The 21,583-nt window shown below is 37.1% G+C and carries 21 protein-coding genes, 1 tRNA gene and 1 pseudogene; 7 read left to right on the forward strand and 16 right to left on the reverse strand.

From position 1 onward, the window contains the following. Nucleotides 1–2: 2 nt before the first annotated feature. Nucleotides 3–950, forward strand: coding sequence for a response regulator (locus ACQKMR_RS14625; RefSeq protein ID WP_427697940.1), 948 nt, complete (start codon nucleotides 3–5; stop codon nucleotides 948–950). Nucleotides 951–1,077: 127 nt separating this feature from the next. On the opposite strand, the gene ACQKMR_RS14630 is transcribed toward ACQKMR_RS14625, so the two are convergent. From ACQKMR_RS14630 to queG, 8 genes are all read right to left on the reverse strand, one after another. Continuing rightward, nucleotides 1,078–2,085, reverse strand: a complete 1,008-nt coding sequence (locus ACQKMR_RS14630) for a FecCD family ABC transporter permease (protein WP_427697941.1) — start codon at nucleotides 2,083–2,085, stop codon at nucleotides 1,078–1,080. Beyond that, nucleotides 2,082–3,092, reverse strand: a complete 1,011-nt coding sequence (locus tag ACQKMR_RS14635) for a FecCD family ABC transporter permease (protein WP_427697942.1) — start codon at nucleotides 3,090–3,092, stop codon at nucleotides 2,082–2,084. The genes ACQKMR_RS14630 and ACQKMR_RS14635 overlap by 4 nt, the downstream gene beginning before the upstream one ends. A 77-nt stretch (nucleotides 3,093–3,169) precedes the next feature. Next, the gene (locus tag ACQKMR_RS14640) at nucleotides 3,170–4,090 is read right to left on the reverse strand and encodes an iron-hydroxamate ABC transporter substrate-binding protein (RefSeq protein WP_427697943.1); all 921 of its coding nucleotides are present in this window, start codon (nucleotides 4,088–4,090) and stop codon (nucleotides 3,170–3,172) included. After that, nucleotides 4,087–4,887, reverse strand: a complete 801-nt coding sequence (locus tag ACQKMR_RS14645; RefSeq protein WP_427697944.1) for an ABC transporter ATP-binding protein — start codon at nucleotides 4,885–4,887, stop codon at nucleotides 4,087–4,089. The genes ACQKMR_RS14640 and ACQKMR_RS14645 overlap by 4 nt, the downstream gene beginning before the upstream one ends. A 321-nt stretch (nucleotides 4,888–5,208) precedes the next feature. After that, nucleotides 5,209–5,958, reverse strand: a complete 750-nt coding sequence (gene nfsA, locus ACQKMR_RS14650) for an oxygen-insensitive NADPH nitroreductase (protein ID WP_427697945.1) — start codon at nucleotides 5,956–5,958, stop codon at nucleotides 5,209–5,211. A gap of 91 nt (nucleotides 5,959–6,049) precedes the next feature. After that, nucleotides 6,050–6,538: a tRNA (uridine(34)/cytosine(34)/5-carboxymethylaminomethyluridine(34)-2'-O)-methyltransferase TrmL gene (gene trmL / locus ACQKMR_RS14655; protein ID WP_427697946.1), complete on the reverse strand. Its 489-nt coding sequence runs from the start codon at nucleotides 6,536–6,538 to the stop codon at nucleotides 6,050–6,052. A gap of 66 nt (nucleotides 6,539–6,604) precedes the next feature. After that, nucleotides 6,605–7,462, reverse strand: a complete 858-nt coding sequence (locus tag ACQKMR_RS14660; RefSeq protein WP_427697947.1) for an amidase domain-containing protein — start codon at nucleotides 7,460–7,462, stop codon at nucleotides 6,605–6,607. A 252-nt stretch (nucleotides 7,463–7,714) separates the two neighbouring features. Further along, entirely contained in the window at nucleotides 7,715–8,854 is a 1,140-nt protein-coding gene (gene queG, locus ACQKMR_RS14665) for a tRNA epoxyqueuosine(34) reductase QueG (protein WP_427697948.1), read from the reverse strand. 105 nt (nucleotides 8,855–8,959) lie between these two features. Between queG and ACQKMR_RS14670 the strand changes: the two genes are divergently transcribed. After that, a complete protein-coding gene (locus ACQKMR_RS14670) occupies nucleotides 8,960–9,628 on the forward strand; it encodes a B3/B4 domain-containing protein (RefSeq protein WP_427697949.1) in 669 nt (222 codons plus the stop codon). A 331-nt stretch (nucleotides 9,629–9,959) separates the two neighbouring features. Here the strand turns inward: ACQKMR_RS14670 and ACQKMR_RS14675 are convergent. The 4 genes from ACQKMR_RS14675 to ACQKMR_RS14690 all read right to left on the reverse strand — a co-directional run bounded on the left by ACQKMR_RS14675 (nucleotide 9,960) and on the right by ACQKMR_RS14690 (nucleotide 14,091). Beyond that, nucleotides 9,960–10,033: transfer RNA gene (locus tag ACQKMR_RS14675), tRNA-Gly, on the reverse strand. Between the two features lie 189 nt (nucleotides 10,034–10,222). Continuing rightward, entirely contained in the window at nucleotides 10,223–10,636 is a 414-nt protein-coding gene (locus ACQKMR_RS14680) for a YbjN domain-containing protein (protein ID WP_427697950.1), read from the reverse strand. Between the two features lie 166 nt (nucleotides 10,637–10,802). After that, nucleotides 10,803–12,755: an FUSC family protein gene (locus ACQKMR_RS14685; protein ID WP_427697951.1), complete on the reverse strand. Its 1,953-nt coding sequence runs from the start codon at nucleotides 12,753–12,755 to the stop codon at nucleotides 10,803–10,805. Nucleotides 12,756–13,062: 307 nt separating this feature from the next. Beyond that, nucleotides 13,063–14,091 carry an NADP-dependent oxidoreductase gene (locus tag ACQKMR_RS14690; protein ID WP_427697952.1) on the reverse strand — a complete coding sequence of 343 codons (1,029 nt, stop codon included), beginning with the start codon at nucleotides 14,089–14,091 and terminating at the stop codon, nucleotides 13,063–13,065. Nucleotides 14,092–14,509: 418 nt separating this feature from the next. On the opposite strand from ACQKMR_RS14690, the gene ACQKMR_RS14695 reads away from it, so the two are divergent. The 4 genes and pseudogenes from ACQKMR_RS14695 to ACQKMR_RS14710 all read left to right on the forward strand — a co-directional run. Further along, the gene (locus ACQKMR_RS14695) at nucleotides 14,510–15,049 is read left to right on the forward strand and encodes a TetR/AcrR family transcriptional regulator (protein WP_427697953.1); all 540 of its coding nucleotides are present in this window, start codon (nucleotides 14,510–14,512) and stop codon (nucleotides 15,047–15,049) included. Between the two features lie 69 nt (nucleotides 15,050–15,118). After that, entirely contained in the window at nucleotides 15,119–15,391 is a 273-nt protein-coding gene (locus ACQKMR_RS14700; RefSeq protein WP_427697963.1) for a DMT family transporter, read from the forward strand. 25 nt (nucleotides 15,392–15,416) lie between these two features. After that, a complete protein-coding gene (locus ACQKMR_RS14705; RefSeq protein WP_427697954.1) occupies nucleotides 15,417–15,764 on the forward strand; it encodes a DMT family transporter in 348 nt (115 codons plus the stop codon). A 211-nt stretch (nucleotides 15,765–15,975) separates the two neighbouring features. After that, nucleotides 15,976–16,125, forward strand: a pseudogene (locus tag ACQKMR_RS14710) (transposase); the annotation flags it as partial. A 218-nt stretch (nucleotides 16,126–16,343) separates the two neighbouring features. On the opposite strand, the gene ACQKMR_RS14715 reads toward ACQKMR_RS14710, so the two are convergent. Continuing rightward, a complete protein-coding gene (locus tag ACQKMR_RS14715; RefSeq protein WP_427697955.1) occupies nucleotides 16,344–16,811 on the reverse strand; it encodes a UPF0158 family protein in 468 nt (155 codons plus the stop codon). A 64-nt stretch (nucleotides 16,812–16,875) separates the two neighbouring features. Continuing rightward, on the reverse strand, nucleotides 16,876–17,316 hold the full coding sequence (locus ACQKMR_RS14720; RefSeq protein WP_427697956.1) for an SRPBCC family protein: 441 nt from the start codon (nucleotides 17,314–17,316) through the stop codon (nucleotides 16,876–16,878). Nucleotides 17,317–17,849: 533 nt separating this feature from the next. Here ACQKMR_RS14720 and ACQKMR_RS14725 point away from each other — a divergent pair. Further along, nucleotides 17,850–19,085 carry an alpha/beta hydrolase family protein gene (locus tag ACQKMR_RS14725; protein WP_427697957.1) on the forward strand — a complete coding sequence of 412 codons (1,236 nt, stop codon included), beginning with the start codon at nucleotides 17,850–17,852 and terminating at the stop codon, nucleotides 19,083–19,085. Nucleotides 19,086–19,304: 219 nt separating this feature from the next. Here ACQKMR_RS14725 and ACQKMR_RS14730 read toward each other — a convergent pair whose 3' ends face one another. Next, entirely contained in the window at nucleotides 19,305–19,784 is a 480-nt protein-coding gene (locus ACQKMR_RS14730; RefSeq protein WP_427697958.1) for an HXXEE domain-containing protein, read from the reverse strand. Between the two features lie 292 nt (nucleotides 19,785–20,076). After that, nucleotides 20,077–21,369: an MFS transporter gene (locus ACQKMR_RS14735; protein WP_427697959.1), complete on the reverse strand. Its 1,293-nt coding sequence runs from the start codon at nucleotides 21,367–21,369 to the stop codon at nucleotides 20,077–20,079. Between the last annotated feature and the right edge of the window lie 214 nt (nucleotides 21,370–21,583).

The following is a 21,583-nucleotide window of genomic DNA, read 5'->3' on the forward strand; positions in this document are numbered from 1 at the left end:
TCATGCGTTTTTTTATAACAGATGATGATTGCGCTATACGTTCAATCTTAAGCCAAATTATAGAGAACGAAGATTTAGGAGAAGTGGTGGAGGAAGCGGAAGATGGCAGTCTATTAGAAGGACACATTTTGAATTTAAAACAAATTGATATATTATTTATTGATTTATTAATGCCTATCCGCGATGGCATTGAGACACTTCGTCATATAAAAGATACATTTAATGGGAAAATCATAATGATTTCGCAAGTTGAATCAAAAGAACTTATTGGTGAGGCATACTCTCTCGGAATCGATTATTATATTACTAAACCAATTAATCGTATTGAAATATTAACAGTTATTCGAAAAGTAATGGAACGTATTTATTTAGAAAGATCGATCACTACTATCCAAACCTCATTAAATAGTGTATTGCATTTTGAACAGCCAAAAGTGGATAAATCAAATATTTTAAATGAAAAAAGTATAATAGAAGTGGGCGAATTTCTTTTATCGGAATTAGGGATTGTGGGAGAAAATGGATCTAAAGATTTCATTGAAATGCTTCAATATTTATTCATGTATGAACGTACTTATACTTTTGAACAGCATTTCCCGACTCTTAAAGATATTTTTGTAGAAATTACAAAAAAAAAGCTCGGACCATCAGCTGTACAGGCTGATATTAATCGGGAAATAAAAGCTACCGAACAGCGAATACGTAGGGCGATTAATCATTCGTTAATTCATTTTTCTTCGCTAGGTTTAACAGATTTTTCAAATCCAAAGTTTGAAAATTATGCTTCTAAATTTTTTGATTTCACAGTCGTTCGCCAAAAAATGAAAGAATTGCAAAATGATTCAATAATAGTTCTTACTCCTACCCGAGTAAATACAAAAAAGTTTATTCAAGTATTCTTTTTCGAAGCGAAGCGCTTAAATTCAGAGGAGATTATTAGATATAGATAATCATAAATAAAAACAAGATTGCTACGGAAATTTGTTAAATTCCACAAAGTACCAAAAAGTAAAAAAACCCCTGAAATAAATATTTCAAGGGATTCTTTCAACAATCATGAATCTGTACACATCATTCTTATTTTTTTAACAACAAATACATGAAATAAGGTGCACCGATCAACGCAACCATAATACCTGCTGGAATACCCTCGGGTTCAACTATATTACGACCGATTGTATCGGCAAGCAGTAGTAGCCATCCACCAATTAATATGGCAACCGGAATAAATAATTGATTTCGAGGTCCCACTAAAGATTTTGCTATATGTGGGGCCATAAGTCCAATAAATGCAATTCCACCTGTAACTGAAACGGCAGCAGCGGCTAGGGCAACAGCTGTTATAAGTAAGACAATCCGTTCCTTTTCAATCGATACACCCACACCGATTGCAACAGGCTCGCTTAATCCAAGAAGATTCAATCGATTTGCTTTATATAATGTAAATGGAATGAGTATAACCAACCATGGAAGTATTGCCCATATGAAAGGCCAATCCGCACCCCAAATATTTCCTGCTAACCATTTCGAGATGAAATCAACTTTTGATCTTTCGGCTGATGAAATGAGTACAATCGTCATACCGGAAAGTGCCATTGAAAACCCCACACCAATTAACACTAACCGTACAGGTTCAAGACCGACCCTTCTTTTATATGAGAGTACATATATTAAGCATGCCGTCAGTAACGCGCCGATAAAAGCGACAAGTGGAATCATATAAACAAATGAACCTGTGTCTATTGGGAAAAACAAAAAGAAAGCCGCTATCGCAACACCCGCTCCAGAGTTAATACCGATTATACCTGGATCAGCTAAATCATTACGTGTTATTCCTTGTAAAATCGCACCTGATAGTGCAAGGGCCATTCCTGCTAAAAGGGTAATGATGATTCGTGGTAATCGGACGGAAAATAAAATGAATTCCTCTTTAAAAGTCCCTTGCCCGAAAAGCGTTGGAAGCAGTCGATCATAAGATAAATTAGAGTACCCTACACTGGTCCCAATAATGATTGTAATGATAATAAGTGCGAATAATACACCTAGTATCCATCGCTGTTTTTTGATTAAAGCTGACTGGATCATGAAAATGCTTTACCTCCTTTACGGACGATTAGCAGGAAAAAAGGTAAACCTATCATCGCAACAACCGCTATCACAGGTGTTTCATATGGAGAATTGATTGTACGGCCGATCGTATCGGCAAGAAGCATGAAAGTGGCTCCTAAAATTGCAGATATAGGCAATATAAAACGATAATCCGTACCAACAATGGCTCGAACCATATGGGGAACCATTAAACCGATGAATACCATATTCCCGACAAGTGCAACGGAAGCCCCTGCAAGGAGAATGATGACAACGAAGAGAACCGCTTTTATTTGTGTTGTCTTTTGACCTAACCCAACAGCTACTTCTTCACTTAAGCTAAGTATGGTGAGCTGTCTAGAAAAGATAAGGGAGATCAGGATACCTATTAATATAAACGGAACGATTACTCGAAGTTGACTCCATGATGTACCGATATTTCCCCCTGCCGTCCACATCGATACATCTTTTGATACTTTGAAATAAATACCGACCCCTTGTGATACTGCAAATAGGAATGCAGAGACCGCAGCACCAGCTAAAACGATCCTTAAGGGAGAAAATCCGCCCTTTTTCATCGCACCGATTCCAAAAACCATGATTGCCCCAACAGCGGAACCAATAAAGCACGCACTCATAATCCCTAAGTTATTCGCTGAAGGAATGAATGCCAGCGTAATTGCGAGAGCTGCATTGGCACCTGCCGTTAATCCAAGCAGCCCCGGATCAGCAAGTGGATTTCTTGTCATTCCCTGCATGATGGCACCTGAAACGGCAAGTGCCGCACCAACAAAGATTGCCCCCACCTCGCGAGGGAAACGGATTTCCCGAATGATGGAAATCTTATCACCTGAAGCATTGGATGTCAGTGCTAACCATACATCTTTAACGGTAGTATCTGCCGCGCCAAATACCATTGAAATAATAAACATGCTGATAAATAGAGCAATCGCTATAATCAGTTTAAATATAAATGGGATGAAACGTTGATTTTCATTAGTCATCTGTCTCTCTCATCTCTTTTTTTTATAGAATAAAAGGAGAGGAATTCTTTAGTTAAGAATCCCTCTCCCTCGCTGAATTATTTTCCAAGAAAGCTTTTAGAAAAGAAGTCTAATTGATAATCTAATGTTATTGGATCATTGAAGTAGAATTCTTTCGCATTAGCTTCAAATAGTTTATTGTTTTTAACAGCAGGAATGTTTTTATACGTATCTGTTTGTTGGAATGAATTGTCCTCATCTTTATTATTACTTAAAATCACATAATCACCAGCATAGTCTGACAGAACTTCTAATGATAAGGCAAAGTAACCATCTTTCAATGCCACTTCTTTTACTTTTTCAGGCATAGCCAATTTCATTTCTTGATAAAGGATTTCCGTTCCACGGCCCCAGTTATCGCCGAATACATAAAACTGTTTGTCAAACTTTTCAAACACAGAAACTGTAGCATCTTCACCGATTTTAGCTTTAATGTCCTCGCCAGTGGTTTTTGCACGTTTTTTGAAATCATCCACCCAAGCTTGAGCTTCTTTTTCTTTATTCAAAAGTTTACCAATTTCTATATGTTGTGTTAAATAATCAACTTTTCCGTATGTATACGTTACGGTTGGAGCAATTTCACTTAATTTATCCACATTTTTAATCGTTGATAATCCAATGATTAAATCCGGATTTAATTCGATGATTTTTTCCAAGTTTTCGTCAGTTACTTCTTCGACATCTTTTAATTCTTTAAAATTCGGGTTCATTTTTGACCAAGAATCAACCCCTACAAGGTTAACATCCAATGCCATGACGTTACCTGCGAAAGAAGATAGTACTACAACACGCTTTGGATCTGCTGGAACTTCAACAGGGCCATTTTCGGATTGGTATGTGATGGTACCCGATTTCTCCTTTTTCGAAACGGAGCTTTTTTCTTTTTCTGTTGACTCGTTACCACAAGCACTAATAATTAACACTAACAGAAGAATAAATGGAATCATTATCTTTTTCATTTGTTCAATTCTCCTTTTAATAAATTGTATGTACTACACATTGGTTTGTTTGTTCGTTGATCTCGTCCGATTACCGCATCAATATGGAATACTTCCTTAAGTACATCATGAGTGATGACTTCTTCACAATCTCCCGCTTTCACTATTTCTCCGTCTTTTAAGGCAATAATATAGTCAGCAAAACGAGCAGCTTGATTTAAATCATGAAGGACCATAACAATCGTACGTTCCTGTTCTACATTCAGTTTCTGTAAGAGTTCTAAAACTTCTAATTGATGCGCCATATCTAAATAGGTTGTAGGCTCATCAAGGAAGATAATTTCTGTTTCTTGTGCAAGGGCCATTGCAATCCAAACGCGCTGGCGTTGACCTCCTGATAGTGCATCTACAGGCCGGAACTTAAAGTCTTTTGTTCCTGTTACTTCAAGTGCCCAGTCGATTACTTCATAATCTTTTTTGGTCAAGCGTCCAAAGCCTTTTTGATAGGGAAAGCGACCATAAGATACGAGTTCGCCGACAGTTAATCCACTTGCACTTTCTGGTGTTTGCGGAAGAATCGCCATCTTTCTAGCGAGTATCTTTGTGCTTTCTTTTGAGATATTTACTCCATCTAAAACGACTGACCCAGATTGATTGGGAATAATGCGAGTGATTGCTTTTAACAGTGTAGATTTCCCACAACCATTTGATCCGATAATTGTTGTAATTTTTTTATCTGGAATTTCCACACTGAGATCTTTTACAATTAAACGTTCACCATAGCCAATATTTAAATTCTCTGTATATAGGCGAACCATTATTGAACCTCCATTTACTGAAAAATAAGTAAAAACTCAAATGAAAATGATTATCATTATCTATTACTTAATTACTATAATTCTATATAAATATATTGTCAATAGTATTTTAATGACTATAATAGGATAATTTAATGTGGGATGTTTGGGGAACAATTCTAAAACTATTTATCTCGAGAGGGCTACCTGTTTATTCCAATGATACTTAAAAACAGAATGACCTCGGGACAATACCCGAGGTCATCTAATGGTTGATGCACTTTTAAGAATAATCCATTATGGATAAAAATTCAGAAATCCCTATAAAGTGTTTTTTATCTTTTAATGCTTTTTAAATCCTTGCTTTTCCACGTAATCTTTCATATACATCCGGCTTTTCTTTCCAAGCATACCAGCCATTTGCTGTGTCCAGCTATCTTTTCGTTTGCCTTTTGTACGGCGTTCATAATAACTAGAAATCGTTTCATTATACTCTTTCAGTTGACCGATAAACTCCTGCTTATCCGCCTGATAGCCGTTTTCATGATATATATTGGATTGTGGCAGACGTGGCTTTTTATCGGAACGATTTTTAGGATAACCGACTACAAGGGCGAATAATGGAATAACACGATTCGGAATATTCAAAATCTCTGACACTTCCGGAAGATTGTTACGGATTCCACCAATATAGCAAATGCCAAGATCCATTGATTCAGCAGCCAATGCAGCATTTTGAGCTGCAAGAGCCGCGTCAATGCAAGCAACCATGAACTTTTCTGTGCTTTCAATCGACTCGGAAAGGTCTGTGTCTTCCATCTCAGCTACCCTATCATGTCGATATAAATCAGCGCAGAAAACGAATAGGTGTCCATTGTTCTCTACATAAGATTGTGGTCCGGCTAGTTCCGCAAGTTTGGCTTTCTTTTCCGGATCAGTCACCCCAATGATTGAATAAGCTTGAATATAGCTTGAAGTTGATGCAGCCTGAGCACATTCAACAATCGTATGAATTTGCTCTTCCGACAATAGCTTGTCCTCGAATGAACGAATGGAACGGTGATCTAAAATCTTCTCAATAATATTATTCATAGCTTCCACCCCTAAAAAGTATGTAAGTAAAACATCTACCATGGGGGGCTATATCCCCCACTGATAGTATGGTAACAAAAGCCTCAATTCATCAACCTTTTGTTTTCAAATCCAAATCACGATAATTTTGCTGCCTTAAGGCCTCATAAATTAAGATTGCTGCTGTATTGGACAGGTTTAGAGAACGAACTTTATCCGTCATCGGGATTCGCAGACAACGGTCTAAATTTTCATGAATCAGTTCTTTCGGAAGGCCCGTGGTTTCACGACCGAACATGAAATAAATTTCACTGTCCTGATCACTATAATCGAAGGTTGTATGCGGCTGCTCTCCAAATTTCGTTAAGTAATAAAATTCACCGCCGGCATTCTTTTCATAAAACTCTTCCAATGAATCATAATAATGGATTTTAACATTCTCCCAATAATCGAGACCGGCCCGCTTAAGCTGTTTGTCATCCGTTGAAAAACCGAGCGGACGAATAAGGTGCAGGGACGTGTCTGTTCCTGCGCAGGTTCTTGCGATATTACCTGTATTTGCTGGAATCTGTGGTTGATATAAAACTACATGTATTGCCACTTCATTTTCACCTCTAGTTTAAACTTCATCTAATTATAGCATTTAAACAAACAGACTAAAAACCAATCACACTCCATCCAAAATCGAGAAGAATTTATAAACGATATTCGGTGTATATCTGCTCGAATCCTCATACGTCCAGTATCGATGACGACTGTTCATCGTATGTGCATTCACAAGCGGCATCCCGTTCTGATCCTTCGCCGTTACAATCAAGTTATGATCAAAGCGACCGTCTCCTTCGAAGTCAATACACATGATATCGCCTATGTCCATTTCCTCAGCTGTTTCTAAACGTTTTGTCTGGATTCCCTTTCCGCTAGCAAGCAGATTATATAAGGAGTGTGCAGTCGTCCAGGTATAGCTCCAGCTTTTCCCTCTTATCCACCAGCCCTTATTTTTGTTTGGCGCCCCCCACATCGGGATTCCTCCTGCATGCAAACATTGTGAAATGAAATTCGTGCAATCATCAGTGAACTTGTGGTACGCAGGATTAAATTCATTCCACCACCGCTCAGCATACTGAACAGCCTTCATCCTGTCATACTTATAAGAAAGCCGCTCCGAACCTTCTTCCCATTTTAGAGGCACCTCTTCTGGTTCAAAGCTTGGTGTAAGGTCACATTCATCTATTAAATATCCATCTCGAAACCTCGCCTCCCTTTCTTCCATTTCCTCTTCTATATAAAAAGAATCTTCCTGCTTCAATAAATATTGTAGATGTACTTGATAGGCCAATACCGTATCCTTTTCTTCCTTTCTCTTCGAGTGAACCTTTCCTGCAGCATTTACCCGCACAATTTCCGTACAACGGTTCCGCATTAACTCCTTTTTCAGATGCAATTTTCTTTCATCGCGTTCTTGAGTATCGGAAGTATAACACTCCACTCTTTCTTGCAAAAGCTGTTTCAATTGTTCCCTCAAAATCATGCCCTCCTTCATACCATCTATGCTAATGTTTATGTATGAGGGCTTGGACAAAAACACAACTTCATTAAAGAAGAATATATTAATGGCCTTTTTTTGTTCATTTCCTCGATATAAACTCCTATTAACAAAAGATACTAGCAGAAACGCTTAGAACTATTAACCCCTCATCCTCACACTTCTACAAAAAATAAAAAAAGGCCGTCCCGTTAATTGCATACGAGGCGGCTATATCTGATATATTTAATATTATTGAGGCTCCAAGGTAAACTGCAGTCCTTTTTCAATTTCTGTACGTACCTCAACATCGGTTTCGTTCATTAAAGCTTCTTCTAAAACAGAAACTACTTGTTTCCTTCCGATCTTCCCTATTGCCCAGGCCGCGGTTCCCCGTAATACAGGACGCGGATCTTCCTTCATGATCTGAATCAATTCGGGTAGTGACGTTTCATCTTTAAAGTGGGCTAATGCTAAAATGGCATTTCGCTGGATTGGCTTTTTACCTCGCCACGAACCAGATACATAGCCGTATGTTTCTTTGAAATCACGATTTGAGATTGTAAGCAGAGGCTTCAACAACGGCTTCGCAATCTCAGGGTCAGGCTCCATCTCTTCATGAAAGTGAAAATCCATTCCTTTGTTTTTCGGACAAACAGTCTGGCACGTATCACATCCGTACAAACGATTCCCTATTTTCGTCCTGAATTCATCAGGGAGAAATCCTTTTGTCTGCGTTAAAAACGCGATACAGCGCTTAGAATTCAACTGACCACCCTGCACGAGTGCGCCTGTTGGACAAACATCCACACATTTATTGCAAGTCCCGCATTGATCTTCCATCGGTTGATCCGGTATAAATGGCAAGTTGGTAATCATGTCACCTAAATATACATAAGACCCAAATTCCGGAGTAATAATCATACTATTTTTAGCACTCCAGCCGATTCCTGCACGCTCAGCAACAGCACGATCCGATAATTCACCAGTGTCCACCATGGACTTTGTCATTGCTCCTGGCACTTTATCTTTAATAAAATCCTCAAGTAGCTGCAATTTATTACGAAGAACAGTATGATAATCCGTTCCCCAAGAGGCTCGGCAAAAAATCCCGCGTCGCTCACTTTTTGTACTTTGTGGTGCATTCTTCAATTTCGAAGGATAGGCCAGTGCAATCGAAATAATGGATTGCGGTTTATCAAAAATCAATTCAGGGCTGACTCTTTTTTCAATATCCGATTCTTCAAATCCTGACTGATAATCTAGTTCCTGCTGACGAATCAGCCGACTTTTCAATTCGGTAAAATTCGAGGCTGATGTAAACCCAATTTTATCAATGCCAATCTCTTTACTATATATAATCACTTCTTGCTTAAGTGTATTCATATCCATATTTATCACCTTCGTTCATTCATTATTCCCACAGAAGCTTGTATTCATTTCAAACCATTGCTATCTATGATAAACTAATTGCAATCATTTTTGGAGGTGTAACGTTTGGAAATTAACATTTCCGCTAATCTTAGCAGTAAAATCCCTGATTTCAAAGTTGGGATCATTACATATGAAAACATCGAAGTTGGCCCCTCCCCGCAAATGGTCAAAGGAAGACTGCAGTTATTTCAAGAAGCTCTTTTCTTCGACCTAGATGAAAAAGAATTAACCGATTTCCCTGGTATCAAAGAGTGGCGAAAGATTTTCAAATCGACCGGAACAAACCCGTCACGCTACCGTCCTTCCGTGGAAGCTCTATACCGTCGTGTTAAAAAACAAAATTACTTAACATCTATTCATTCCGCTATCGATCTGAATAATTTCTTCTCCCTTTTATATGAAGTACCAATTGGCATATATGATGCGGATAAATTAGCAGGAGATATCTCGATTAAAATTGGCGAGAGTACAGACGAGTATAACGGCTTGAATGGCCGCTTGAATTCCATGGAAAACATGATTACTTCTGCCGATAGTGATGGAGCATTCGGAAGCCCTTACGTTGATTCAGAACGAACAAAGGTTACGGAAGAAACAAAAAGGGCAATCCAAATCATCTATTTACAAACAAAGACTCCAATCAAAGAAGCCCAACAGTTAACAGAGTCCTTGATGAAAATGTTCCTCGAAATCCACGGTGGAGAAGGAACTTACTCTATTTTAGAAGTATAATAACAATCAAAACTAACCCCTTCCTTAATCGGAAGGGGTCTTTTTATAGGATAGGATATTGCTTTTAATGCTTTTTCTATTAGTTAAAACACATGCTCCAGTTTATAGATTCACTTAATACTCTTCCAGACATCATATCAACTAGGTTCTTCGTTACCCATGAATAGCCTCATCACATAATACTTCGTTAAATAATAGGTACATAGTACACTACTTACAAATTTAGACAATAAAAAAAACCCTCTGCAAACAGTAGAATTTTCGTTTTAAAAATATATAAACGCAAAGCTTCGTTCTCCAGGTAACGAAACCCTGCGTTATGAGTATGTATTGGAGCGGGTGAAGGGAATCGAACCCTCATCATCAGCTTGGAAGGCTGAGGTTTTACCACTAAACTACACCCGCGTATTCTTGTAGAATTTTGTCGAATCGCTTACCAACAAAATTAATTATATAGTTTATATTAAATAAATGCAATAGTTATTTTTAAAAAAATAATAAAAATTTAATGAATGTAACAATAGTATATTCATCACTCTATTAAAGATGTTAAAAAGTTCTCTAAAACAGAGAACTTTCCCTACATCTACACTGTTAAGACCAGATGACTTCCATTAACGACGGGTATACCTGCTCAGCTGTTTCAAGTAACATGATTAACTTCCTGAAAGCTAAATCCGGTAAAAATTCTCCCTCAAGGGAATAAGAATAACGAATTGAAATAGTTCCTTTTTCTTCATACAACTTTGAATATCTAAAATTAGCATTATATTCATTTAACAGTGTGTGTACATCCCGCTTTTTATCAGGATTCTTCAACTCGGCCACATTAAAACAAAATAAATCCGCCACATTTTCATTTTGGTTGAATGCAAAAACTAAAAGAACCTTCCAGCCATCCTTTAACTTCTGCTCTGCTCTAAAAAAGGTGGTGTCATCTTCTTTCAATTCATTCATATAGATTTTCTCGCGCGTTAAAAAATCCCGAAATTTAGCAACGTTTGACATGATCCATCACCTTTCTGTATGTATTTACATTTTATAATGAAAATTGGCATTTTTACAGATTTTTTGGAATAAACCCTTTTATTTTTCAACTTTCCCAAAATAGTACTTGCATTCTGTTGAATAGAGGGAGCCAATAATAAGAACTCCCTATAACAAAACTCGAAGGTTAGCTTGAAATTCCTCCTCTAAACTGAAGAGCTTCTTGGAGGTCCAAAATCTCGTTACGAATTTTTGAGTACCCTTCAATTTCAGGGACAGTTTTATTTGTTGGAGATTGATCTTTATCTGCAGCTATTGCCATGGTTTCAAAAACATAAAGCAGTTGAGCGAGTTCTTTCTCTGAAAGAACTGGTCGGTCAGAGTATTTCAAGCTGGCATTTAGATAATATCCCAATTGTTCTATTGAGAATATAACGGGCCATAGTGACTCTAATCTGTCCTTATTTTTGAATATCTCACCTAGCGCTGTATTGTACACCGTTAATAGATTGACCATATTGGTTTGCATTTTGCTTCGTTCACTACTCTCATCAAATGAAAGGGTACTATTATTTTCAGAGAACGCCATCAATAAAAATTGGCCCTGACTTCGAATCGTTTTCGCGATAAAATGACTCAGAAGACTGGATGCTGACCGACTTCCGACTAACAATGACCCAGCAAGACCTATGAAACTCCCAACAACGATATCAGTTATTCTTGCTGTTGCTAAGAAACCGAAGTCGTAACTTTGAGCTGAATATTCAGCCATGATTAAAGCTGAAGGTGTAAAGAACATCGCAGCTAACCCATAATTCCGAACGATAAAAAGCTCTGTAATAAAAGTCAAACACAAGATGATTATCACAATTATAAACTCGTTATGAACAGATGCAAGAATCAAACTTGCTAATAGGAGTCCAATGATTGTCCCGAAAGTCCTTTGAACGGCACGATGAAATGTGGCGATAATGGTAGCACCGGACATGACGGCAGCACAGGATAAGGGAACCCAATACGAACGATTAAAACCGGCTGAATACGCGATGATAGCGGCAATAGTAAGGATTGCTCCATATCGTACAGAAGAGAGAAAGACAATGGAGTTTTTATCAAATGCCCCCAGAAAAATAGTTCTTAAAGAATGCTTTGAGATTAAGACTTTTTTATGAATTTTTTTAACCGGTTCATTCATAACGGCATCAGCATTATAGATTTTTATGAATAAATCTTCTACTTCTTTATCAACCTGCTCTGGCTGAAGAATCCTTGATTTATTTTTCGTTTTTGATCCAATAGAGTCAGCTAGTGCATGAACGGATTTCCCTAATTCAGGTGGAAGTACAATCTTTTTGTTCAAAGAAATTTCAAGAGCTCTCAAGAACATCGTGTTTGCATGTTCATTTAATAGAAACAACCGCTTAAATATATCTGTACTTCTCTTGGCTGAATACCCAGCTAAAAGAGTATTTTCTGCTTGCTTCATCGCTAGTACCGTACTGTGTCTTGCTGCATTAAACTTCTCCGTACCTATTGAATCAAAGAATACCGCCAACTCACTATACACTTTTTTTACCGCATTAGTTTCAGGTCCATGAGGATTGAAAAACCAGCCTAACATACAAATTATCCAAGATAATGCCCCGCCTAATAAAACAAGCCCTCCACGTAATGGCGCAAGTGATTGATCAATAGGCATACCTGTAGCAAGCGCAAAACTCAAAACAAAAAATATTGCCGAAGGACCAGTGATATTTAAAGCACCAAAAATGAAAAACACACAAGCCCCTATAATCCCCATCACTATAGCTGTCCCTAGCTGATAAGGAGCCAAAAGGGTTCCTAAGACAACAGATAAAGAAAGTCCCCACATTACAAAGAAAATCTTTTTAGCTCTTTGCTCATACGGTTGGTTAAACACGTATAAATAAGAGAATCCACCAATTCCCGCCAGTAAACCGTACTCAAAATTCCCCAATAATAATCCTATGAATACAGGTAATGCTGCAGCAATTCCTGCACTCAATGCCTTTATCCATGGAAATGGATTCTTTTTTATTTCAAAAGCCTGTTTAAATGTCGTATGTATCGCATCTAATTTCGGAGACTTTGAAGATACTCTTTGTTTATTTTTGCTCATTTTACTTTATCCTTTCATTAAATAATTCGCTCCCTATCTTCTCTTTTAACGTTATTCAACCATTATCATAAGGTTAAATCTAGAGATTCTTTTAATATCCTTCATTAACAACAAAAGATACCTTAAAGGTAATCGGGGGATATTCGTGAGGCCTTTCTCGTATCTACGAAAAGGGAAACGGCCTTCCTCCGATTGAATATCGAAAAAAGGCCGCTTTATTATATACTCTTTTTTCAATACCGTTTTTAAACTTCCTAAAGACTAAGTCACCTTAGAGGTATCCCCTCCACAGTGTTCTCCTGATAACTTAGAGCGTAGCGTATTTAGGTTCTGCAACTTTTACAAGTTGCTTACCAAGGTTTGTTCCTTTAAATAAACCTAGAAATGCATCAGGTGTATTTTCAAACCCTTCAATAATGGTTTCTTCATACTTCAGTTTTCCTTGCTGTAACCATTCCCCTAAATCTGTAGCACCTTCTTGGAATCGTTCAGCATAATTACCAACTGTGAAACCTTTCATAAGTGCACTCGTTTTGATCATCGCCGATTGCACGCGCGGCCCTAAATCTTTTCCTTCTGCATTATACGAGGAAATAGCTCCGCATAATGGAATACGAGCATTTGTATTTAAAAGTGTGAAAACAGCATCCGTTACCTCACCGCCAACATTATCGAAATAAACATCGACTCCTTTAGGAACAGCGTTTTTTAAATCTGTCGCAAAACTATCTTTTTTATAATTTACAGCTCCATCAAAGCCAAGCTCTTTTGTTAAATACTCAAGCTTTTCATCTGAACCGGCAATGCCAACTACCTTAGCACCTTTAATTTTAGCAATTTGTCCAACTACTGAACCAACAGCCCCAGCTGCTCCAGAAACCACAACCGTTTCACCTTCTTGAGGTTTTCCAATATCGAGCAAACCAAAGTAAGCTGTTAAACCAGTCATCCCGAGAATCCCTAAATGAGTTGTGACTGGGGCAACTTTTGGATCAATCACTCGGATTTCTTTTTCATTAACCACCGTATACTCTGCCCAGTCGATATTCCCAACAACAACATCTCCTTGTTTGAAGGAATTCGAATTGGATTCTACCACTTCGGCAACAACGCCTCCAGTGATGACCTTATTCAGTTCAAATGGAGCAATATATGATTTAGTATTTTGCATTCTTCCGCGCATATAAGGATCGACAGATAAATAAAGCGTCCGTACTAAAATTTGATTTTCTTTTGGTGTGGGAACTTCACTCTCCACAAAGTTAAAATCTTCTTTCGAAGGCATTCCTTTTGGTCGGTTTGCCAGGGTGATTTTTTGTTGTTTGGATTGTGTCATTTTGCGTTCCTCCTTGATTTTGAATACGTAATATCTAAAAGTAAGCGTATCACTGTTAAAGTTCATCGGTCAAAAATTATGACCGCTTGACTCATCCCTACTATATCTATATGTAGCCCTTATTTAATTTTCTAAACTTGTTATCTACCTATATTATGTCCTACCTTTTTCATTCATAAAAGGGTTAAATTTTTAGGGCTAAAACCTGTATTATTTAAACAATAGGCTTTGCTAAACATTAATGTTGATTTCTGAACTAATAAAAGTGACCACTTATTGTGGTCTTATTTAGTGCATCTTATGCAAGTAACGCACCTTTATATTGAATAAGAGTTATTGTATGTACTTGACAAAAAAACCGTTTGGACGTTATCATTTTAAAAAACCGTCTGGACGGTTTTAAAAAGGATGATTATATTTGGAATCGAAAGCTAAAATGAAACGTAATCTTATCTTGAAATCTGCAAAAGAATTCATTATTCAAAATGATTTTAATGATTTGACTTTAGATGCTGTGGCAAAACAAGCTGGAATTAGTAAAGGTGGCTTATTATATCACTTCCCAAATAAAGAAGCATTATTGGTAGGGTTAACACAATATATTTTTGAAGAATTCACTATGTTATTTGAAGAACATGCTAAGAAAGACCCATTAGAAAAAGGTAAATGGTGTCGTGCTTTAATAGAAACAACAAAAGAGGACTTGGACCACAATGCCGAGTTAAATGTAGGAATAATTGCTGCTTCTATGTTGAACCCTAGTTTATCAGAAAGTATGTCCAAAAGTTATCAGTATATGCAAAACAAAGTGGAACAGGATAATATAAACCCCATAACAGCAACTATTATTCGGTTAGCAATAGATGGTCTTTATTACTCAGAGCTGTTTAATATAGCACCGTTAGATGACAAAATGAATAAGGAAGTAATCCAGCGATTAATAAATATGACAAAATAGGAGGAGTTCATCTTGAATCCATATATAATTTTGGGAATAGCCATCATTAGTGAAGTATTTGGTAGTTCAATGTTAAAAGTATCAAACGGATTTAAAAAGTTGTTCCCTTCCATTGGAGTAATAATTGGAATGGGTATAGCCTTTTATTGCTTGTCTTTATCTCTTAAAACAATTCCACTGGGTACGGCTTATGCTATTTGGTCAGGTATAGGCACAGCTTTAACTGCAGTAGTGGGTGTTATCGTATATAAAGAAAGTTTTAATCTAAAAAAATTTTTAGGTTTAGTCCTAATCATTGGTGGAGTTGTTGTTTTGAAACTCTCAAGTGGTGGCGCTCATTAACCTTTAGAGAATCGGAGGTAATAGGATGAAAGGTTATATCGCTTTAGGAATATCAATAATCAGCGAAATATTCGGCACGACAATGCTTAAATTGTCAGAAGGATTTACAAATTTAACCCCTTCACTTGGAGTTATTCTTGGTTTTGTATTAGCATTTTATTGCTTATCATTATGTCTTAAAACAATTCCGTTAAGTTTAGCTTATGCTATTTGGGCAGGAATAGGAACAGCTTTAACAGCGTTAATTGGTGTACTGTTATGGCGAGAACCATTTAGTATCATTACATTAGGTGGCTTAGTGTTAATAATTGGAGGGGTAGTTTTATTAAATGCTTCTAATACTTCAGAACAAGTAAGAAAATCATCAAACTAAAAGGTTTGATGCTTCAGACTGTAGACAAACTCGATAATTATTGAGTTTGTCTACAGTTTTTTTTAGGTTTTTAAAATTTGACCGTTGATTGGAACGTAGGGCACTCACTTTCCGCGGGCGGTCCGGGAGCCTCCTCGGCGCCATTGCGCCTGCGGGGTCTCCCTTGGACGCGCTTTTCCCGCGGAGTCTCGTACCTTCCGTTCCAATCAATGTATTCGCAGATGCAAAAGAAAAGCATGGTATGCGTTGGACTACTTTAAGGGGACTTAAAAAATTGTCGATGCAGACGATGCTTACTTTCGCTGCCATTAATTTAAAGAAGATGGCCAATTGGACATGGAAAGGTCCAAAAATGGCTTAACAGAGTGGGCTCGTAAAGCCCCAATCTCTTAACCTTGGGCCAAAATTCAAAGGGCATTTCAAAAGGGGTTCGGAATTTTTCAATTCCGAACCCCTTTTGTCTACAAACTGAATCATCAAACTAATAGGTTTGATGATTTTTGTTTACCGATAAAATATACGTTAGTTTAACATAAAATAAAGCGATTACTCTTATTAAGCAATCTCACTTTGTCTTATCTATTCAATATAGTTGACGTTATTATCTTGACACCATTCTTTAGCAATTTGTTTAAAACGCTCGTCACGATATGAATACCATTGATCTTCAATTTCAAAATCTATTATTTTGTCCTTAAATTTTCTAAAGGCACCCTTTCCCTTAATTTCAAATAATAAAGAATTTTGCTTTCGTAGATCACTAACAGTTAGGCAGAATTCTTCCATCATTTCATATTCATTTAAATCATATTTAGTTGGCAACTCTATGTAATTCTCAAAGTTTTCAACAATATCATTAGCAATCCTTAAATTTTCTTGTTGCCAATCAGGTAAATGATTGAATGGTTCATCATCTTCAGCAGCTCTCAAATCATTAGAAGTTACAAAAAAAATTTCACCAGTTTTAATATTTAGAAATGATTGAGATTCTTCAAACTGTATTTCCATTTCTTCAATAATATCTTTAAGCTTTACTTGTACAGTCATGATATGGGATCACCTTCTATATTTTTTTACAATCGATCCTGTTAGTTCTACAAGAATTATTTAACTAATGGATTAATGATGCTCTCAAATTACTAATGCCATTTTCCAAATAACCCTTTAAACAAGTTAACATATATACCCAACCCTCTTTTTGTCCTATCATTTTGTTTATAATCTCAGGGTCATCTTCTTTAAAACCTAATTCGTTTACTTCAATAATTGTACTCGTATTATCCAACTCTTTTAGTGTAATTGTAACAACCGTTTCTTGACCATGTCCTCCCCACGAGAAAACAATTTTTTTATCTTCCTCGACTTCCAATACATTGATAACCCCTTCAGCATTGTATTCATCATATCTCCAAGTAATCGTCTTGCCTTGTTCCACTCTTCCAGTTCCCGATGAAAACCAATAATTAGACATTTTTTCAGGGTCTACTATGGCTTCAAATACCTCATTAACTGGTTTGAGTATTTTAAATTTCGTAGTTACTTGAGTATCCATACAAAATCAACTCACTTTCGGAATATTTGATAATTCTTCCATTATATCTATATCATCATTAAATAAACAAATTATATACTTTCTTAACTTCTAAAAAAGTCCTTTTATTTATATAGTTCTTCTTCAAATAATCTGCCCCGTTACCAAACCAACTCCCTTATTGAAGTAAAGCACCAGTTAGTTCATTATTTGCTACCACAACTAAAAGGTTACAGTTTAGCGGAAGAATAATTTTTATTATAAGGAAAATTATTGAAATTAAATGTTAGAATGTAGTTGTATCAACTGGAAGAAGACTAATCCGACTTGTTAAGGAATGAGTGACTGAATCAAACAATAAATTTGATCGCACTGTATTAGGCTTTATTCGAGTTATAAAGTACTGTAACACTAACTTTCTAAAAAAATATCTTCTGTTCCTATTATCTATAGGCTGGAAAGGGGCTCTTATGAAAAGACTGTTTTCGATTATATGTATCATCGTAAGTGCTTTTGTATTATTGGTAGGGTGTAGCACAAAGGAGGAAGAACAGGTGGAAAAGAATACGAAGGAATTGGGCTCGTTGAAAACTATTGAAGGTACGTGGGAAGGAGAAATAATGGTTCCAAATCAACCGCTCCCGATTATTGTTCATTTCACGAAGAAAGATGGAACGATAAGTATTCCTGTACAAGGATTGAACAAATTCCCCTTAACAAGTGTAAAGTTAAGTAAATCAGACTTGTTTTTTGATATGAAAATTCAAAATCAACAAATTACGTTTGATGGGAAAGTAGATCAGGAGAAGATTTCAGGAACATTCGTTCAGAAAGGGCAAGAGTTCCCTTTTGAATTGCTTAAGAAATCTGATGAGAAAGTTGAGGAAAGAGCATCAGGTGAGGTTGTGCAGGCCGACTTGAAGAAAGGAACCATGTATGGCCTTTTAGAAACACCAAAAGATGAAGGTCCTTTTCCTGTGATGATTATAATTGCTGGTTCTGGTCCGACTGATAAAGATGGCAACTCCATTGCAATTCCTGGGAAAAATAATAGTTTAAAAATGTTAGCAGAAAGCCTTGCAGAAAAAGGTATCGCAAGTATTAGGTATGATAAGCGCGGAGTCGGGGAAAATATGAATTTGGCAGGAAAAGAAGAGGAACTGAGATTCGAACAATATATTGATGATGCAGCTGCATGGGTTCAATTTGCTAAAAAGGATAGCCGTTTTTCTAAAGTTGGCATCATCGGCCATAGTGAGGGTTCATTAATTGGAATGGCAGCTGCAAAGAAAACAGAGACAGACACATTCATTTCATTAGCTGGAGCAGGCGAACCTATTGACCAAGTACTTCTTAAACAGCTTGAAGAGCAGCTGACACCGACGTTATTAACAGAGTCTAAAGATATATTAACAAAACTAAAACAAGGTAAACAAGTTGAGACTGTAAGTGCAGACTTGCAAAGTGTATTCCGTCCTTCTGTTCAACCTTACATGATTTCTTGGATTCAATATAATCCCATGAAATTAGTAAAAGAACTAAATATCCCTGTTCTAATTGTAAACGGTAATAGAGATATTCAAGTCGCGTCCACTAATGCAGAAGCGCTACACAAGGCAAAAGGAGATTCTGAATTACTTATACTCGAGAAGATGAATCATGTATTGAAAGAAGCGCCTGTAGATCGAGAGGGCAATCTAGCAACCTATACCAATCCTGAACTACCATTATCAACTGGATTGGTGAATGGAATTGTTGAATTTTTAAGCGAATATGACATTATCCAGTAATGAAAATCATAAAAAAGTAATTCAGAATGGGGGGTCTCCTCGGGATGTTTAGCTTTGAAATAAAGGTTGATCAAAAGTTCCTCATGACCCCCTATATTAGGGGAATTAAAGATAAGACATTCTTCTAAATTTTAAAATCAGTTTTTAAAATAAAGATTGATAATTTTATTTAGCCCTTATCAACAAATCCCCATAAGATTCAATTTTTTTTTTGCTTTACTACAAAGTTGTAATTTTTCTCCCAACCTTAAATAAAAGTGGAATAAGTACTAGTAAAGTAATGCCAACTGTCATTGTTGAAAATATTAACTCTTCCCACGCTAACTGATGGTTCTCAAAAAAACGTAGGATAATGAGGGAGTTAATTGGAATATTAAGCATAATCCCTGTAACAAGACCTGGTGCATATTTTTTTAATGCTATTGTTGCAATGACATGAGGGAAAATAGCATTGAGAATCATTGAACCTAAAAAGCCAATGAAAATCCATTTCGCTAAGTTCGACTTCGGTACAGACAGATAATAGAATGCTGATAGGTATGCAAGTGTAGTAATGACAATCACAGCAAAATGAAATTCACCTGCTGTAACGGATTTTTGAAACTTTGAAGGTTGCTGTGACCATTTAGGCAGCCAAATTGCCTCTTCTATATTATGCAACGTAATCGCAAAGCAAAATAAGAAAATGAAAGAATCCATACGCTACCTTCTTTCCTAAATGAGTTTCTATGGCCTTTTAGGTAAAAAAATATTCTTTCTCATTTCATTCTACATTTATAAAAACAGCTAGCCAGATTCCCAAAATCTAACAAGCTGTTTTTATCAAAATTCAAAATAAATTATCAATCTTTTTTTGTGCAAATACAAATAACCTTGATAAATATACAAATAGAAAGAGCATGTTTTGAATGGGTCAAAACACATATTCAATTGAATGAAACTTTTATTATTAGTTTGTGCATTCTCCATACTTCTTAACTTTAAAAGTCCTTCATTCTTTACCTCTAAGGGACCAAATGACGACTGGAATAAGCAGTAGTGAAAGGATAGATCCGGCAAGTGAGAGTGTTGCGTAGCTGTAATGAGCTACAACCATGCCAGATAGTGCCCCGCCCGCTGCCCCTGACAAAGCGATTAAAACATCGACAGACCCTTGCGTCTTTGCTCGAGTTGAAGGGTGAGTTGAATCAACTATCAGCGCCGTACCACTAATCAAACCGAAGTTCCAGCCAAGCCCAAGTAAAACAAGTGAGGTGTTGAGAACCAGCATGGAATCAGCTGGTCCACTGGCAGCAAGTATACAAGCAGCAAGCAGAGTGGAACCAGAAGCGATGACCACTGCAGTTCGTCCAATTTTATCTACTAAGAATCCAGTTACTAAAGAAGGCAGAAACATCGCTGCTATGTGAAAACCAATTACAACCCCTACCTCTTTCAAATCATGTCCATGATGTCCCATATGTATAGGTGTCATTGTCATAATTGCAATCATTAAAAAATTAGTTAAGGTCATTACTGTAGCACCGGCAACAATTCCTCGCTTGTTTATCGCCGGTACATTAGAATCCTTGTTTGAAAGCTCGGCATTGTGTGTTTTCCGAACATCTACCATTGCTTTTGCAACAATGAAAGGGTCTGGACGAAGTAATGCTAATAACACCAAACCAGCAAGGATATAAGCTACAGCGGCAAGAATAAATGGACCAGCCAGAGAAGGAACACCGATTGACCAAGCCAATTCGCCCATTATATTTACCAAATTGGGGCCGGCAACAGCACCGAATGTGGTTGATACCATAGCAATACTGATAGCTGTTGCCCGCTGTTTAGAACTTGCCAAGTCTGTACCGGCATAGCGTGCTTGTAAGTTTGTAGCCGATCCAGCACCATAGATTAGCAGTGAAATAAATAAAAATGGAATACTGTTAATTAATGCTGAAATTACTACCCCGATCGCTCCAATACCACCAGCCAAGAAACCGGTCGCGAGTCCAGAACGGCGTCCAAAACGTTGGGAAAGTTGCCCTACAATCAGGGCTGCTCCTGCAGAACCTAATGTGAACAATGCAGCCGGAACCCCTACCATACTACCTGTACCAAGCATGTCTTGTGCAAGAAGTGCTCCGACGGTTACACCAGCTGCAAGACCTGCACCCCCGAATATTTGTGATATGACAACAATCAACAACGTACGTCGATATAACTGTTGCTGTTTTTCTGGAGAATCAATGTATGTTTGTAACCAATCTGGTTGATTTTCTATACTTTTTTCTACTTCAGACATTATTCTTTCTTCCTTTCCGAAAAGCTTATTTATCATCTTAGAGATTATCAACCTTACTACTATAGAAAAAGAGAAAGAAAATGGAGCTATTTCCAGCCCCATATCAAAGTAAAGCAACTGTTAGCATTCCTGTAGAGCATTAATTATCGGCTTTGAAAAAAACAGAGCCCCTCAGTATGATGAGAGTACACACAAACCAAAACTCATCTTAAGG

Origin of the sequence: Peribacillus sp. NPDC096540 (assembly GCF_050278525.1) — a bacterium.
In the GTDB taxonomy this organism is placed as follows: Bacteria; Bacillota; Bacilli; order Bacillales; family DSM-1321; genus Peribacillus.